At 73.2% G+C, this 13,887-nt stretch carries 14 protein-coding genes; 6 read left to right on the forward strand and 8 right to left on the reverse strand.

The window, feature by feature from the left end:
- Nucleotides 1–53: 53 nt before the first annotated feature.
- The 6 genes from OHS33_RS01570 (at nucleotide 54) to OHS33_RS01595 (ending at nucleotide 6,856) form a co-directional block, all read left to right on the forward strand.
- The gene (locus OHS33_RS01570; protein WP_330328553.1) at nucleotides 54–1,913 is read left to right on the forward strand and encodes a M1 family metallopeptidase; all 1,860 of its coding nucleotides are present in this window, start codon (nucleotides 54–56) and stop codon (nucleotides 1,911–1,913) included.
- Nucleotides 1,914–2,083: 170 nt separating this feature from the next.
- Nucleotides 2,084–2,632 carry a hypothetical protein gene (locus tag OHS33_RS01575; protein WP_443065401.1) on the forward strand — a complete coding sequence of 183 codons (549 nt, stop codon included), beginning with the start codon at nucleotides 2,084–2,086 and terminating at the stop codon, nucleotides 2,630–2,632.
- A 315-nt stretch (nucleotides 2,633–2,947) separates the two neighbouring features.
- Complete coding sequence (locus tag OHS33_RS01580) at nucleotides 2,948–3,433, forward strand: hypothetical protein (RefSeq protein WP_330328555.1); 486 nt, start codon at nucleotides 2,948–2,950, stop codon at nucleotides 3,431–3,433.
- Nucleotides 3,434–3,509: 76 nt separating this feature from the next.
- Nucleotides 3,510–4,052: a hypothetical protein gene (locus OHS33_RS01585; RefSeq protein WP_330328556.1), complete on the forward strand. Its 543-nt coding sequence runs from the start codon at nucleotides 3,510–3,512 to the stop codon at nucleotides 4,050–4,052.
- A gap of 15 nt (nucleotides 4,053–4,067) precedes the next feature.
- Complete coding sequence (locus OHS33_RS01590; protein WP_330328557.1) at nucleotides 4,068–5,291, forward strand: MAB_1171c family putative transporter; 1,224 nt, start codon at nucleotides 4,068–4,070, stop codon at nucleotides 5,289–5,291.
- Nucleotides 5,288–6,856 (forward strand): amidase family protein, encoded by a 1,569-nt coding sequence (locus OHS33_RS01595; protein WP_330328558.1) that lies wholly within the window; start codon nucleotides 5,288–5,290, stop codon nucleotides 6,854–6,856. Before OHS33_RS01590 ends, OHS33_RS01595 begins: the two co-directional genes overlap by 4 nt.
- A 119-nt stretch (nucleotides 6,857–6,975) precedes the next feature.
- Here the strand turns inward: OHS33_RS01595 and OHS33_RS01600 are convergent, their stop codons facing one another.
- The 8 genes from OHS33_RS01600 to OHS33_RS01635 form a co-directional block, all read right to left on the reverse strand.
- A complete protein-coding gene (locus tag OHS33_RS01600; RefSeq protein ID WP_330328559.1) occupies nucleotides 6,976–7,764 on the reverse strand; it encodes a TIGR04222 domain-containing membrane protein in 789 nt (262 codons plus the stop codon).
- 61 nt (nucleotides 7,765–7,825) lie between these two features.
- Nucleotides 7,826–8,578, reverse strand: a complete 753-nt coding sequence (locus tag OHS33_RS01605; RefSeq protein WP_330328560.1) for an SOS response-associated peptidase — start codon at nucleotides 8,576–8,578, stop codon at nucleotides 7,826–7,828.
- Nucleotides 8,579–8,618: 40 nt separating this feature from the next.
- Complete coding sequence (locus OHS33_RS01610; protein WP_443065402.1) at nucleotides 8,619–8,951, reverse strand: helix-turn-helix domain-containing protein; 333 nt, start codon at nucleotides 8,949–8,951, stop codon at nucleotides 8,619–8,621.
- A 261-nt stretch (nucleotides 8,952–9,212) separates the two neighbouring features.
- Nucleotides 9,213–9,527, reverse strand: a complete 315-nt coding sequence (locus tag OHS33_RS01615) for an SCO5918 family protein (RefSeq protein WP_330328561.1) — start codon at nucleotides 9,525–9,527, stop codon at nucleotides 9,213–9,215.
- A gap of 100 nt (nucleotides 9,528–9,627) precedes the next feature.
- Nucleotides 9,628–9,966 carry a CBS domain-containing protein gene (locus OHS33_RS01620; RefSeq protein ID WP_443065403.1) on the reverse strand — a complete coding sequence of 113 codons (339 nt, stop codon included), beginning with the start codon at nucleotides 9,964–9,966 and terminating at the stop codon, nucleotides 9,628–9,630.
- A gap of 98 nt (nucleotides 9,967–10,064) precedes the next feature.
- Nucleotides 10,065–11,657 (reverse strand): DEAD/DEAH box helicase, encoded by a 1,593-nt coding sequence (locus OHS33_RS01625; RefSeq protein WP_330328563.1) that lies wholly within the window; start codon nucleotides 11,655–11,657, stop codon nucleotides 10,065–10,067.
- 340 nt (nucleotides 11,658–11,997) lie between these two features.
- On the reverse strand, nucleotides 11,998–12,201 hold the full coding sequence (locus OHS33_RS01630) for a cold-shock protein (protein WP_053678014.1): 204 nt from the start codon (nucleotides 12,199–12,201) through the stop codon (nucleotides 11,998–12,000).
- A gap of 281 nt (nucleotides 12,202–12,482) precedes the next feature.
- Nucleotides 12,483–13,811, reverse strand: a complete 1,329-nt coding sequence (locus OHS33_RS01635) for a pyroglutamyl peptidase (RefSeq protein ID WP_330328564.1) — start codon at nucleotides 13,809–13,811, stop codon at nucleotides 12,483–12,485.
- Nucleotides 13,812–13,887: the final 76 nt, after the last annotated feature.

Below are 13,887 nucleotides of genomic sequence, written 5' to 3' on the forward strand. Positions count from 1 at the left end.
GCCGGGCGGCCACCGAGCAGGCCGTCATCCCGGCCGTCTCAAAGGAGTTCCGTGTGAGACCGACCCCCCACAAGACCCTCGCCGCGACCGCACTCGCCGTCGCGGCGCTGACCGCCGCCACCCTGTCCGGGACCCCGGCGGCGGCCACACCGCGGACGGCCCCCGTGGCCGCCGCCTGCACCCCGGCCCAGGTCGTCGCCAACGGCGGCTTCGAGAGCGGCACTTCGCCCTGGACCCAGTCGCAGACCGGCATCATCACCAACCGCTCCGGTCAGAGCGCCCACGGCGGCACTCAGTTCGGCTGGCTGAACGGCGTCGGCAGCACGCACACCGACACCCTCTCCCAGAGCGTCACGATCCCGTCCGGATGCAGCACCGCCACGCTCACCTTCTGGCTGCACATCGACACGGCCGAGACGACCACGTCCACGAAGTACGACAAGCTGACGGCGAAGATCGGCACCACGACGCTGGCGACGTACTCGAACCTGGACAAGAACACCGGCTACGTACAGAAGTCGCTGGACGTGTCGGCCTTCGCGGGCCAGACCGTGAGCCTCTCCTTCACCGGAACCGAGGACTCCAGCCTCCAGACCAGCTTCGTCGTCGACGACGTGGCCCTGGACACCTCCGGCGGCACGACCCCGCCCGGGGACTCCACCCGTACGCCGTCCGCGCCCTCCTACACGGTCAGCCTGACCAGCAACACCAGCGGCACCGGCTGGACCGGCCACGAGAGCGCGACCTTCACCAACGCCTCGGCCACCGCGCTCAGCGAGGTGTACCTGCGGCTCTGGGACAACTACCACGGCACCTGCTCCGCCATGCCCATCTCGGTCACCAACGTCACCGGTGGCACGGCGGGCGCGCTCTCGGTCGGCTGCACGGCCCTGCAGATCACCCTGCCGACGCCGCTGACCCAGGGGCAGAGCGCGACGATCGGATTCGACCTCGGCATCACGGTCCCCAGCGGCGCCGACCGGTTCGGTTACGACGGGGCCTTCAGCATGGTCGGCAACGCCCTGCCGGTGCTCGCGGTCAGGGACGGGGCGGGCTGGCACCTCGACCCGTACACCAACAACGGCGAGTCCTTCTACGCGCTGGCCTCCGACTTCCGCGTGACCCTCGACCACCCGACGAGCCTGCTCGTACCGGCCACCGGCGCGTCCGTCGACGCCCCGGGCACCAGCGGCCGTACGGTCACCACCGCCACCGCCACCAAGGTCCGCGAGTTCGCCTGGGCGGCCGGTCCGTTCAGCAAGATCTCCGGCACCTCGGCGGCCGGGACCCCGGTCAACATCTACTCCGTCTCGGGCATCAGCTCGTCCGACGCGCAGTCGATGCTCACCACCGCCAAGTCCGCCGTGGACGCCCACTCCGCCCGGTTCGGCGCCTATCCGTACGGCGAACTGGACGCGGTGATCGACAACAACTACTGGTTCGGCGGCATGGAGTACCCCGGCTTCGTCCTCGACCTGGTCAGCACCACCGCGCTGACCCACGAGATCGCCCACCAGTGGTGGTACGGGATCGTCGGCGACGACGAGTACACCAGCCCCTGGCTCGACGAGGCGTTCACCGACTACGCCACCGACCTCGCGCAGAACAAGACCGGCGCGAGCTGCTGGAACAGCGTCTCGTGGGCCGGGACGGCTGAGAAGATCACCAACTCGATGGGCTACTGGGACGCCCACTCCTCCCGCTACTCCACCGTCGTCTACGGCTACGGCAAGTGCGCCCTGCACGACCTGCGCCGCGTCCTGGGCGACACCGTCATGGCGAAGCTGCTCAAGGACTACGCCGCGGCGCACTGGTACGGCGTCTCGACCACCGCCGAGTTCAAGGCGGCCGCCCAGGCCGCCACGACCACCGACCTGACCTCGTTCTGGACCCAGCACCGCATCGAGGGCTGACCGGCCGCGCTCACCCCACCCGTACCCCGCCTGCCACCAGCAGGCGGGGTACTTCGGTGAAACGGTTCCGGCGGGCGGCGGCGCGGACCCGCGGGGAGGGTGCAAACTGCCCCCGGACCCAGTCTGGGAAATCACCGTCCGACGCACCGGGGAGACAGACCGCCATGGCGATGCCGACGCCACCTCCGCCGCACGACCCCACCGCGCCGCCGGGCGCGCGGGGCGGGCCCGCCAGGGTCCTCGCCGACCTGGACGCGGTGGCCGCGGCCGCGGGCCCGGAGGCGGCCGGGGTGCTGTGGCGGCTGGCCGAAAACCCCCGCGGTCTGGACGCCAACCTCGTCCGGCTCCGGCCGGGCGCGGTGATCGCGGAACACACCGACACCGTCCTCGACGTGCTGCTGATCGTCCTGGAGGGCGGCGGCTTCCTCGACGCGCCCGAAGGCCGCACCGCGCTGGCCCCCCGTACGGCGCTCTGGCTCCCGCGGCACGCGCGGCGCTCGTTGCGCGCGGGCCCGGCGGGGATGCTCCACGTGACCGTGCACGTCCGGCGGCCGGGCCTCGCCATCGCCCCCGTGCCCGCCGTGGCGGGCACCGGGGCGGCACAGGAGGGCGGGGAAGCGGCGTGCCTGCTGGACCGGGTCTGCCCGGACTGCGGCCGGCTCGCCGGTGAACGGGACGCCCGGTACTGCTCGCGCTGCGGCGAGCGGCTGCCGCACTGACCCCGGGCTCCGCGCGAACCCGTGCGCGCGGCCGGTCAATTCCCGGCCTTCGCGGGGGGAGAGGGAGATAACCGCCCGCGACCCGACTAAGCTGGTCGCGAGAGCTCGGATACCGCACCCCCGTCGGTATCCGGGCTCTCGTCGTGCCCCGTCACGGGGTCAGGGCCGTCGAGACGCTCCGGCCGGCCCGTCAACCGTGCTGCTTTCGGCCAGCTGTTGGCCTGATCCCCCGCGCCGGGCCACCGGAGGCCGACCGGGGCTTCCCTCTCCGGGCCTTCAACTATAGTTTAGGCCGGTCGAGAGGAAGCAGCGCACGTGGCCCCAGCAGATGAGCAACCGGACACCGGGACCCCGGAGAGGTCCCCCGCACCCGTTCCGGGTCCAGGGGCGCCGTTCAGTGACCGGCTGAACTACCTGTTCGACCGCGTGCGTCCCCCTGGCGCGAAGGAGTTCAGCAACGCCCACGTGGCCCGGACCATCTCGTCGTACGGCAAGGAAAGCTGCACCGGTGCCTACGTCGGCATGCTCCGCAAGGGCGAACGCACCCCGACCATCACGCTCGTGCCCCTCTTCGCCCGGTTCTTCGGCGTGGAAGCGGGCTACTTCGTGGAGGACGAGGTCACCCGGAAGGTCACCGACCAGTTCGAACTCCTGCGCAAACTCAGCGAAGCGGGTGTGAAGGAGATCGCCCTGCGGTCGATCGGCCTGTCGGCGAAGAGCCTCGGGAAGGTCCTGGAAGCGATCGAGGTCGTCCGGGAGCAGGAAGGCCTGCCCCCGCCCGGCGCGAAGGACCTGCCGTGACCCGAGGCCGGACCCCCACCCGGCCCCCCACCCCACCCGAACGCCCGCCCGTCCGCCGACACCGAGAGGAAACCGCATGTGGCGCCGCCGTCGCACCCGTCAACCCGACATCGGAGCCGTCGCGGTCGAACGGCGCAGCCGGGCGTTCCTCGACGAGTTGCGGCTCCCCGCCGTGGCCAGCGTGCTGGACCTGGTGCCGTTCATGGAGGAGCGGCTCGACCGCTCGATCCGCCTCATGCCCTTCACCCCCGACTCCTCGGACCCGGACGCCCTCGACGCGTCGGCGCCGTGCGGGCTCTGGCTCGCCACCGAGTCCACGGACTACGTCTTCTACGACACCGGGATCAGCAAGCCGCACGCCGAGATCATCGTCGCCCACGAGTTCGCGCACATGCTCAGACAGCACCGCGGCAAAGCGTCGTTCTCCACGGGAACCCTGGGCGGACTGATCACCGACATCGACCCCGGCACCGTTCAGCTCGTCCTCGGCCGGACCCGCTACGACAACCCGGAAGAGTTCGAGGCCGAGATGCTCGGTTCGCTGCTGCAGGAGCACGTGAGCACGCCCCGCCGCGGCCCGCAGGACACCGACCCCATATCCCGTACGCTGCTGCGCTGACCCGAATACGAGCCCGTGAAAGACATACTGCACCCCTTGTGCCTGATGATCGCCGGGACGGGATTCCTCTTCCTCCTGCGCGACCTCGGCAAGAGCCGCCGCGACCCCGCGCTGGTCGCCCTGGCGTTCACCTACGGCTTCTCCGGCCTCAGTTACGCCATCTCCCTCACCTGGGTGTGGGTGCGCATCGACAGCACGCTCGGCGTCACCAACATCGCCGTACCGCTCGCCCAGAGCTGTGTGGTCCTGGTCTTCGCGCTGCAGGCCACGGTGCTGGCCCACTGGTCGAAGCCGCTCGCCGAGGCCCGCCGCCGAGGCCGGCTCCTGCTCACCGCGGCCGCCGCCGTCATCCTCTGCATGGGCGTCCTGTTCGTCCTCCTCACGCCCGCGACCCAGCGCCCCACCGACTTCTCGCTCTACTACGCGCACGACCCGTTCTTCCAGGCCTACCTGACGCTGTACATCGCCACCTACACCGTCGCCGAGGCCTACCTCGCCCGGTCCTGCTGGAAGTACGCCCGTACCGCCTCGAACCCGTCGATCGCCCGCGGCCTGCGGCTGATCAGCATCGGCGCCGTCATCACCCTGGGGTACAGCGCCATCCGGATCGGGGCGGTGCTCGGAGCGGTCTTCGGCTTCAGCGTGAAGGGCCTGGACCCGTACGCCTGGCTGTGCGGCGACATCGGGGCCGCCCTCACCCAGGTCGGCTACTTCCTGCCCACCCTGGTCAAGCGGATCACCGCGGTGCGCGCCTGGTGCACGGCGCACCTGCGCTACCGGCGGCTGCGCCACCTGTGGTCCGCCATGGACCAGGCCGACCCGGGGATCGCCCTGCGCCGCCCGGCCCGCCAGCGCGACGAACTCCTGCGGGGCCGCAGCGCCCACTTCCCGCTGCTGCGGCGGCGGGTGGAGATCCGCGGCGGCCAGACGCTGCTGCGCCGCTACCTGGACCCGGCCGTCCGGGCCGAGTCCGAGGCCCGGCACGGCGCGGCGGGTCTGACGGGGGCCGGGCTCGCCGCGGCCGTCACCGCCGACCAGATACGCGCGGCCCTCGTCCGGCACCACGCCGTCGAGCCGGTCGCCGCTCCGGCCGACTACGCGGACGCGGAACTGCCGCTCGCCACCCCGGAGGACGAACTGCTGCACCTCCAGCGGGTCGCCGCCCACTTCACCCCGCTGCCGTCACGGGCCTCCGCCCCCCGCGACCCGCACAGCGCCCCGTCAGGAGTCCGCACGTGATCTTCCGCCGCACCCTGCTCATCGCCACGACCGTCGTCGCCGCGGCGGCCGCCATGACCGCGTCCGCCGACGCCCGGCCGCGCACCTCCGCCAAGCCCCCGCGCACGCCGCTGCACCTGGCCCCCGCCCACGAGCAGCTCGCCGCGCTGCGCCGCGGGGACATCACCAGCCGCGCGCTCCTCCAGCAGTACCTGGACCACCACGACAAGGTGAACCCCGGGATCGGCGCGGTGGTCACCCTCGACGCCGAGGCCGCGCGCGCCGCCGACCGGGCCGACCAGCACCTCGCGCGGACCGGGAAGCCGCTGGGCCCCCTCCACGGCCTGCCCATGACGGTGAAGGACGCCCTGGAGACCAAGGGCCTGCGCACCACCTGCGGATCGCCGGACCTCGCCGACCACGTGCCCGCCCGCGACGCGGACGCGGTGGCCCTCCTGCGCGCCGCCGGGGCCGTCGTCTTCGGCAAGACCAACGTGCCGGTCATGTGCCAGGACATCCAGACCTCCAACCCCCTCTTCGGGACGACGAAGAACCCCTTCGCCGACGACCGTACGGCGGGCGGCTCCTCCGGCGGCCCGGCCGCGGCGGTCGCCGCCGGCCTGAGCGCCCTGGAGGTCGGGTCCGACCTGGCGGGTTCGCTCCGGCTGCCCGCCGCCTACTGCGGGGTGTACGCGCTGCGCACCTCCCGCGGCGCGAGCCCGGTCGTGCCGACCCGCGGCCACATCCCGCGCCCCCCGGACTGGGCCACCAGCGGCGACATGCTCACCCTGGGTCCGGTCGCCCGTACGCCCGAGGACCTCGACCTCCTCCTGGACGTGCTCGCCGCACCGGCCCCGGCCGACGGCGCCGCCTGGCGGATCGACCTCCCGGCCCCGACGAAGACCCGCCTGGGCCAGTACCGCGTCGGCATCTGGGCCGATGACCCCTACTGCCACGTGGACGCCGACACCCGCGCGCTGCTCGGCCGGGTGACGGGCCTGGTGCGCCGCTCCGGCGCCCAGGTGGACGAAGCCGACCGCCCGGTGGACTTCGCCGCGAGCGACCGGCTCTTCCAGCGGCTGCTGTACGCGACCTCCGCCGCCAGTGCGACGGACGCGGCATTCGCCGCCGAGGTCGAGGCGGCGGAGAAGATCCCCGCCGGTGACCCCAGCGGCCTGTACCTGCACGCGCGGACCATGCGGCACCGGGACTGGTGCGTCGCCGACGAGGCCCGGCAGCAGCTGCGCGCCGCGTGGGCCGCGTACTTCACCCGGCACGACGTGCTGATCACCCCGGCCACCCCGACGGCCGCCGTCCCCGACCAGACCTCCGTGCCGGTGCCGCAGCGGTTCATCACGGTCGACGGCGCGAAGCGGCCGTACTTCGACCAGACGGGCTGGATCAATCTGGCCGGTCCGGCCGGGCTGCCCTCGCTCGTCCTGCCCGCGGGGACGAACGAGGCCGGGCTGCCGCTGTCCGTCCAGGTCATCGGCCCCTATCTGGCGGACCGGACGGTGATCGCGGTGGCGAAGCTGCTCGCGCGGGTGCTGCCCGCGCGGCCCGAGGCCCCGGCGCTCGCCGCCTGACGGGCCCCTTGAACCGGGGCCGTCTCGCCTGACACGGGGGTGCAGACGGGACGGCCCCGCACTACGAAGAGGGCCCCGGTGTCGCCGGGGCCCTTTTCGGCGCCCCGCGGCGGTGGGTCCTACCCGCCGCAGGGCGCGAAGGGCTCGCCGGAGCCGCTTCCGCCCCGGTCCATGGGTTCCCTGGGCGGCCGGGTCAGCAGGCCGCTCTCCCCGGTGAACCGGGGCAGCTGCTCGCGCAGCGCCGGGGCTCCGAACAGGGCGACGCTCAGCAGCAGTTGGTCCGGTTCACGCATGGACGCCCGCCGGACTCCGGCGTGTTCGCGCCGCAGCCGCGCCAGGAGTGCCGCGCCCCCGCGGGTGCGCCGGGGCAGCGCTCCCAGCGCCAGGGCGGCGCCGTCCGCGAGCAGGGCGAGCAGCAGCCACGGCGCGGTCAGCCGCCCCGCGACCGCCGCGACGGGCGCCGCGCACAGGACCGGCAGCAGCAGGATCCGTACCGCGGCGACGCGTCGGCCGGACAGCAGCAGCCCGGCCCGCTCCACCGCGCGGGCCTCCGCCGCGAGGGCCCGCTCCACCCGCCCGATCCGCTGCAGGCGGCTCGGGTGCAGCTTCCCGAAGAGGACGCTGTACTGCGCCCGGGCGAGCCCGGAGGCGCCCGGGGGCGGCGGCCTGGTGTCGTCGCGGCGGACCATCCCTGCCCAGGCCCCCTCGACCGAGCCCGCCAGGTGCAGCTCCACGAGCGCCGTCTGCGCGGCTCCCCGGCCGCCGCCGCGCAGCAGGCCGATCCCGACGGGCGTCAGGGGCCGCTCCCGGGCCGGGCCGCGCACCGGCCCCGCCACTGGACGCAGCCTCAGCACGGCGGCGGCCAGCAGGAACGGCCAGGCCGCCCCCACGCACACTTCGGCGATCACGACGCGACCAACTCCCCCACCGTTCGGCCGACATGGCCGTTCGACCGGCCTGTCGCCGAGGCTACTCCGGGGCCGTGGCGTCCGCCCCGGCGACCGGGTCGAGGAGGTGGGGGCCGTTGTTGCGGACGCTGTTGACCTCGGTGGACACCGGCCGCACCGCCAGGCGCCCGTCGGCCGGGGTGTGCAGCAGGGCGCGCAGTGCGTGGGTGTCGTGGTGGGCGGGGTCGAGCCAGGCCCCGTAATCGCCCGGGTGCAGGGCCAGGGGCATGCGCGGGTGCACCCGGCCGGCCGCGTCGGTGGCCTCGGTGGTGATGATCGTGCAGGTGGTCAGCCATGCGGCCGGATCATCGGCGTCCGGGACGGCCGGGTCGCGCCAGAACTCGTACAGCCCCGCCATCGCCATCGGCGCACCGTCCTCGGGCGCGATGAAGTACGGCTGCTTGTAGGCCTTGGCCCGGCCGGAGGCGGGTACGGCCTCCCATTCGTAGAAGCCGTCAGCGGGCAGCAGGCACCGGCGTTTCGTGAACGCCTTGCGGTACGCCGGTTTCTCGTGGACGGTCTCCACCCGCGCGTTGATCATCCGGGATCCGACGCCCGGGTCCTTGGCCCACGAGGGGACCAGGCCCCAGCGCATCGCCCGGAGCCGCCGCTCCACCTCGCCGCTGTCCCGGTCCGCGTGTTCGAGTACGGCCCACACGGGATCGGTGGGCGCCACGTTCCAGCTCGCGGCGAGCGCCTCCGCGGCGTTCCAGCGGGCTTCGAAGAGCCCGGCGAGGTCGGCCGGGGCGCGGGTCGAGGCATAACGGCCACACATGGTGTCCACTCTGCCACCCCGGCGCCCCCGGCCGCCCGGCTTAGGGGGTGTCTTGCGCCCCGCCCCCGCCCTCGTCCGCGCCCCCGCCCGCGTCCCCGTCCTGGTTCCCGGCTTCCGTGGCCGCCGCGCGCCGGTACTCGGCGTTGATGCGCTGGGCCTCTTCGAGCTGGTCCTCAAGGATGACGATGCGGCAGGCGGCGTCGACGGCCATGCCCCCGTCCACGAGCTCCCGGGCACGGGCGGCGACGCGCAGCTGGTAGCGCGAGTAGCGGCGGTGCCCGCCCTCGGAGCGCAGCGGCGTGATGAGACGGGCCTCGCCGATCGCACGGAGGAAGCTCGGCGTGGTGCCGAGCATCTCCGCGGCCCTGCCCATGGTGTAGGCGGGGTAGTCGTCGTCATCGAGACGACCGACTGGGTTCTCTGGTGTCACTTTCACCTCGTGTAGGTAACGCGGATGACGCGTCGAGGGCCCCTCGCGCCGTACGGCACCGGGGCCCCGAGGGAAATACAACACCATCTGCCGAACTCCGCCGCCGTCGGCTCTCGCTATCCCGGCCCGCTGACCACGCACGGGGGCCCCGGCGGCTGCTGCCGCCGGGGCCCCCGGCACTGTCCGTCACACCTGTTCCCGGCCTTACACCCCGGCCGTGGCTCCCAGCAGTACGGAGGCACGCTCCACCTGGGTCAGTCCCGGAACGGCCGCCTCGGCCGGGGCGGCCGCGGCCCGGCAGGTGAAGCCGAGCGCGCTCAGCGCCCGGGTCACCTCGGCTGCGCTGAAGTCCCTGCGGTCCTGGCGGGTGATGACGGCGCCCACCTGCTTGACCGGGTACGTACGGCGGCCGATGATCGCGGACTCGCCCGTGACCGGTTCGGGCTTGACGCCCTTCATCGAGGCCAGCACCCCGCTCTTGGTCAGCTCGAACGGGAAGCGGGCGATGACACAGCGCATGGGTGCCTCACAGGTAGGAGAGAACGGTCCGCCGCGGGACGGGGCCGGATTCAGCGCGAAGGGCAAGGGAACGCGGGCGGGGGAATTCAGGCCGGCGAATTCAGGCTGGCGGTGGGACCAGGACGCCCAGCGCGTGGCCGTCGGCGTCGACGACCGGCAGGGCCGCGAGGCCCCGCTCGCGCAGGACCCGTTCGGCGTCACGCGCCGGGGTGCCGGGCGTGACGAACGGGCCGCCGTCCCGGACCAGGTCGCGCAGCCGGACCCGGTCGGTGTAGGCGGCCTCGGCCCGGAAGGCGCCCAGCTGGGCCCGGGTGACCAGGCCCGCGCAGAGGCCGTCCTCGTCGCACAGGACCAGGTACCCGGCCTGGGTGCTGGTCATGACGGAGAGGGCGACCTCGACCGTCATGTCGTCGCAGACCTGCGGGCCGCACGGAAGCATGGCCTCGTCGGTCGTCGTGACGCGGTCCGCCCGGTGGGGCTGCGTCGGGGTGAGGACCGGGGTGAGCGCCGGGATCTGAGTCAAGTACCTGGCCCGTACTACGCGGCGCTGGCGAGGCGCGGCGGGCGCTGCGACCCGGTGGACGGGGTGCTCGTCCGGCCGCCGCCACGGCGGTCCTGGGCCGGGCGGCTGCGACGCCCCCGGGAGGAGCCGGGGCTGCGCTTGGGGCGCTCCGCGACGGGTGCGGTGATGGTCACCGGCACGCCGGAGGGGGCCTGGGCGCCCGTGACGCGGATCAGTTCGGCGTCGCCGGGGCGGACCGTGGCGGTGCGCGGGGTGATCCCGGCGGCGGCCATGAGCCGCGTCATGTCGCGGCGCTGGTTCGGGGTGACCAGGGTGACGACGCTGCCGGACTCACCCGCGCGGGCGGTGCGGCCACCGCGGTGCAGGTAGTCCTTGTGGTCGGTGGGCGGGTCGACGTTGACGACCAGGTCCAGGTTGTCCACGTGGATGCCGCGGGCCGCGACGTTCGTCGCCACGAGGACGGTCACGTGCCCGGTCTTGAACTGGGCCAGGGTCCGGGTGCGCTGCGGCTGTGATTTACCACCGTGCAGGGCCGCGGCGCGGACACCGCTGTACAGCAGGTGCTCGGTCAGCCGGTCGACCGCGTGCTTGGTGTCCAGGAACATGATCACGCGGCCGTCGCGGGCCGCGATCTCCGTGGTCGTCGCGTGCTTGTCGGCGCTGTGCACGTGGAGCACGTGGTGCTCCATGGTCGTGACCGCACCGGCGGAGGGGTCGACGGAGTGCACGACCGGGTCGGTGAGGTAGCGGCGCACCAGCAGGTCGACGTTGCGGTCGAGGGTGGCGGAGAACAGCATCCGCTGGCCTTCGGGGCGGACCTGGTCGAGCAGCGCGGTGACCTGGGGCATGAAGCCCATGTCGGCCATCTGATCGGCCTCGTCCAGGACGGTGATGCCGACCTGGTTGAGCCGGCAGTCGCCGCGCTGGATGAGGTCCTTGAGGCGGCCCGGGGTCGCGATGACGACCTCGGCCCCGGCGCGCAGCGCTCCGGCCTGGCGGTGGATCGGCATGCCGCCCACGACGGTGGCCAGGCGCAGCTTCAGGACCCTGGAGTACGGGGTGAGGGCCGCGGTGACCTGCTGGGCCAGCTCGCGCGTCGGTACGAGGACCAGGGCGAGCGGCTGCCCGGGCTCGGCGCGCTGGCCCGCCGTACGGGCGAGCAGGGCCAGGCCGAAGGCGAGGGTCTTGCCGGAGCCGGTGCGGCCACGGCCCAGGACGTCGCGGCCCGCCAGCGTGTTGGGCAGGGTCGCGGCCTGGATGGGGAACGGCACGCTCATGCCCTCGGCGCCGAGGGCGGCCAGCAGCTGGGCCGGCATGTCGAGGTCCGCGAAGGCCTCGACGGCGGGCAGCGCGGGGGTCAGGGTCACCGGCAGGGCGAACTCGCCCTGGACGGCGGAGGAACGGCGGCCGCCGTAACCGCCGGGACGGCCCTGGCCACCGGAACGGCTGGGGGCGCCGGAGCGGCCGCCGGACGACGAGCCGAAGCGGCTGCCGCCTCCACTGCCGGAACCGGAGCGGGACCCGGCGTAGCCGCCGTAGCCCTCGGAGCGGGACCGGGAAGAGCGGTCGGAACGGTCGTTTCCACGGCTGGTGCGGTCGCGGTTCATGCGAAACCTCCTCGATACGGCGCGCATCGAGGAATTCCCGGCAGCGGAAATCGAGCCGCACAAGGATTCACAAGAACGAGCCGGGCAAAAGCGAATATGGCGCGGCCGGCGCGAAGAGCGGACCGCTTGCCATGAAAAGTGCGCCACGCCGCGAACCACCGAAAACGGGGAGCGCGTGCGGGCGGGTGGGCCGGGGGAGAGGTCCCGTCCGGCCGGTGTGCGACAGCGATGCTGTCTCGTCGCTCACGCGGGCCGTCACGGCCGGCGGAGCGGTGGAAATGCAGCGAGCTGGGGCCCGCACCCCAAGGTGCGGGCCCCAGCTGCGTAGTACGCGTCAGCGTCAGGCGGTGACGATGTTCTCGGCGGTCGGGCCCTTCTGGCCCTGCGCGATGTCGAAGCTGACCTTCTGGCCTTCCTGCAGCTCGCGGAAGCCCTGCGAGGCAATGTTCGAGTAGTGGGCGAACACGTCAGGACCGCCACCCTCCTGCTCGATGAAGCCGAAGCCCTTTTCAGCGTTGAACCACTTCACGGTACCGTTAGCCATGTTGAATCTCCTTCGGGGCACAGCCCAGAGATCCGCACTGTGCGGATCTCGAGTCGCCGCGATGATCGCCCCTACCGGAAAACGCCGGTGAAACAGAAACACTCACAGCCGCTCACGAAGAGCAGGCCGGTGAGGCTCAAAATTTTGGGAACCACAACTGCAACTGGAATCAATGTAGCACGCCAGAACCGGAGTGGCGGGGAGAATAATGCGACCCTGGTCACCCGTCCAGAAATCCTCACCCCGCCTTTCATTGAATTCTGTGTTTGCCAGTACAGGTTTCAGGAACCGCCGGGGGTCGAGTTCCGCAGGACCGCCAGCACCTCGGCGGCGATGTCGCTCTCGTTCCGGTCGAAGGCGGCGTCGGTCAGCCGGTCCGGTTCGGCGGGCAGTCCGGTGAGCACGGGGGTGTGCAGGTGGCCGCCTGGCAGCCCGGGGCGCAGTTCCGTGCGGAGCCGGTTCGAGCGGTAGGCGACCTCGTTGGAGAGGTAGCCGCCGCCTCCGCCCGCGACCGCGCGGGAGCCGGGGGTCGGCCCGTCCTCCCGGTCCACGGGTGCTTCCTGGCCGGCGGGGATCTCGGTGACCTCGGTGTTCAGCCGCACCGGGTAGGGGCTCTGGACCGCCGTCATGGTGTCGGTGGGGAGGGTGGTCCGCAGGAATTCGGCTCCCGGGCCCATGCCCGGCGCCGTCACGGGGTGGTCGTACGTACCGCCCGAGAGGGCGTCGGCGTTGTCCGGGTAGGGGTCCGCCGACCGGGCACGGCCCGCCCAGGCCTCCAGCGTGAAGATCCCGGGGTAGCCCTGGCTGATGCTGGTGATCATGTCGGCGGCGCGCGGGCCGGACCTGAGCCGGGGGCCGTACGCGCGCTCCACGATCCCGGCGTCGAAGTCGGCGTAGCGGACGGGCAGGACGACGGCCCGGATCTCCGCCGGGGTTCCGTCGGCGAGGGTCACGCGGCGCCCGTTGAGGCGCAGGACCGCGGAGCCGGAGGGGTTGGCGCGACGCGGCTCGGTATCGAGGCCGAAGGGGTCGAATCCGCTGACGAACAGGCGCCGTACGCCTGGGGTGCCGCGGAACTCGTTGGCGGTCAGACCGCGCGAGGCGTCCTCGAAGCGGGTGCGCAGGGCCTGGTGGTCGACCGGGAACCCCGGGTTCCAGTCGGCCAGCTCGACGGTCATCCGCAGCCGGGTCCAGTACAGCGGGCGGTCGTCCCCGGCGGCCAGGTCCCCGCCGGGGCGCCGCCCCTGGGCCCGGTTCACGGCGGCCTGCCACAGCGCCTCGCCCCAGGCGTCGAGGAGCCGGCCCGCCTCGGCGGCGTCACGCGCACCGCAGAGGGCGGCCGGGAAGCGGCGTACGAAGTCACCGAACGCGGCCCGCTCCACGAGGGCGGTGGTCCGCGGGTCGGCGAGTCGGGCCTGCTCCGGGTCGGGGACGGAAGCGGGGACGGAAGCGGCGGCGGAGCACGCGGGGGCGGCGGCCGGGGAGGAGGTGCAGCCGGACGGGGAGGCGCCGCAGGCGTCCGGGGCCGCGGCGTGCGCGGCGGCCGGGGGGAGGACCGCGGTGATGCCGAGGAAGACGGCGGCGAGGGCCGCCCGGCGTAAGATCATCATGCCATGTGACATTACATAGAGAGCGAGTCCGGAGGGCAGGCGAATTCGGGGCATTCGCGGGACCCGGACCCCGCGC

Origin of the sequence: Streptomyces sp. NBC_00536 (assembly GCF_036346295.1) — a bacterium.
Taxonomy (GTDB): Bacteria; Actinomycetota; Actinomycetes; order Streptomycetales; family Streptomycetaceae; genus Streptomyces.

Bases quoted from the DNA above. Each gene is read 5' to 3' on its own strand.
- OHS33_RS01620 (WP_443065403.1), bottom strand. From the start codon at position 9,966: ATGCTTCCGTGCGGCCCGCAGGTCTGCGACGACATGACGGTCGAGGTC.
- OHS33_RS01625 (WP_330328563.1), bottom strand. From the start codon at position 11,657: ATGAACCGCGACCGCACCAGCCGTGGAAACGACCGTTCCGACCGCTCT.
- OHS33_RS01605 (WP_330328560.1), bottom strand. From the start codon at position 8,578: ATGTGTGGCCGTTATGCCTCGACCCGCGCCCCGGCCGACCTCGCCGGG.
- OHS33_RS01610 (WP_443065402.1), bottom strand. From the start codon at position 8,951: ATGGGCAGGGCCGCGGAGATGCTCGGCACCACGCCGAGCTTCCTCCGT.
- OHS33_RS01585 (WP_330328556.1), top strand. From the start codon at position 3,510: ATGTGGCGCCGCCGTCGCACCCGTCAACCCGACATCGGAGCCGTCGCG.
- OHS33_RS01575 (WP_443065401.1), top strand. From the start codon at position 2,084: ATGCCGACGCCACCTCCGCCGCACGACCCCACCGCGCCGCCGGGCGCG.
- OHS33_RS01615 (WP_330328561.1), bottom strand. From the start codon at position 9,527: ATGCGCTGTGTCATCGCCCGCTTCCCGTTCGAGCTGACCAAGAGCGGG.
- OHS33_RS01630 (WP_053678014.1), bottom strand. From the start codon at position 12,201: ATGGCTAACGGTACCGTGAAGTGGTTCAACGCTGAAAAGGGCTTCGGC.
- OHS33_RS01635 (WP_330328564.1), bottom strand. From the start codon at position 13,811: ATGATGATCTTACGCCGGGCGGCCCTCGCCGCCGTCTTCCTCGGCATC.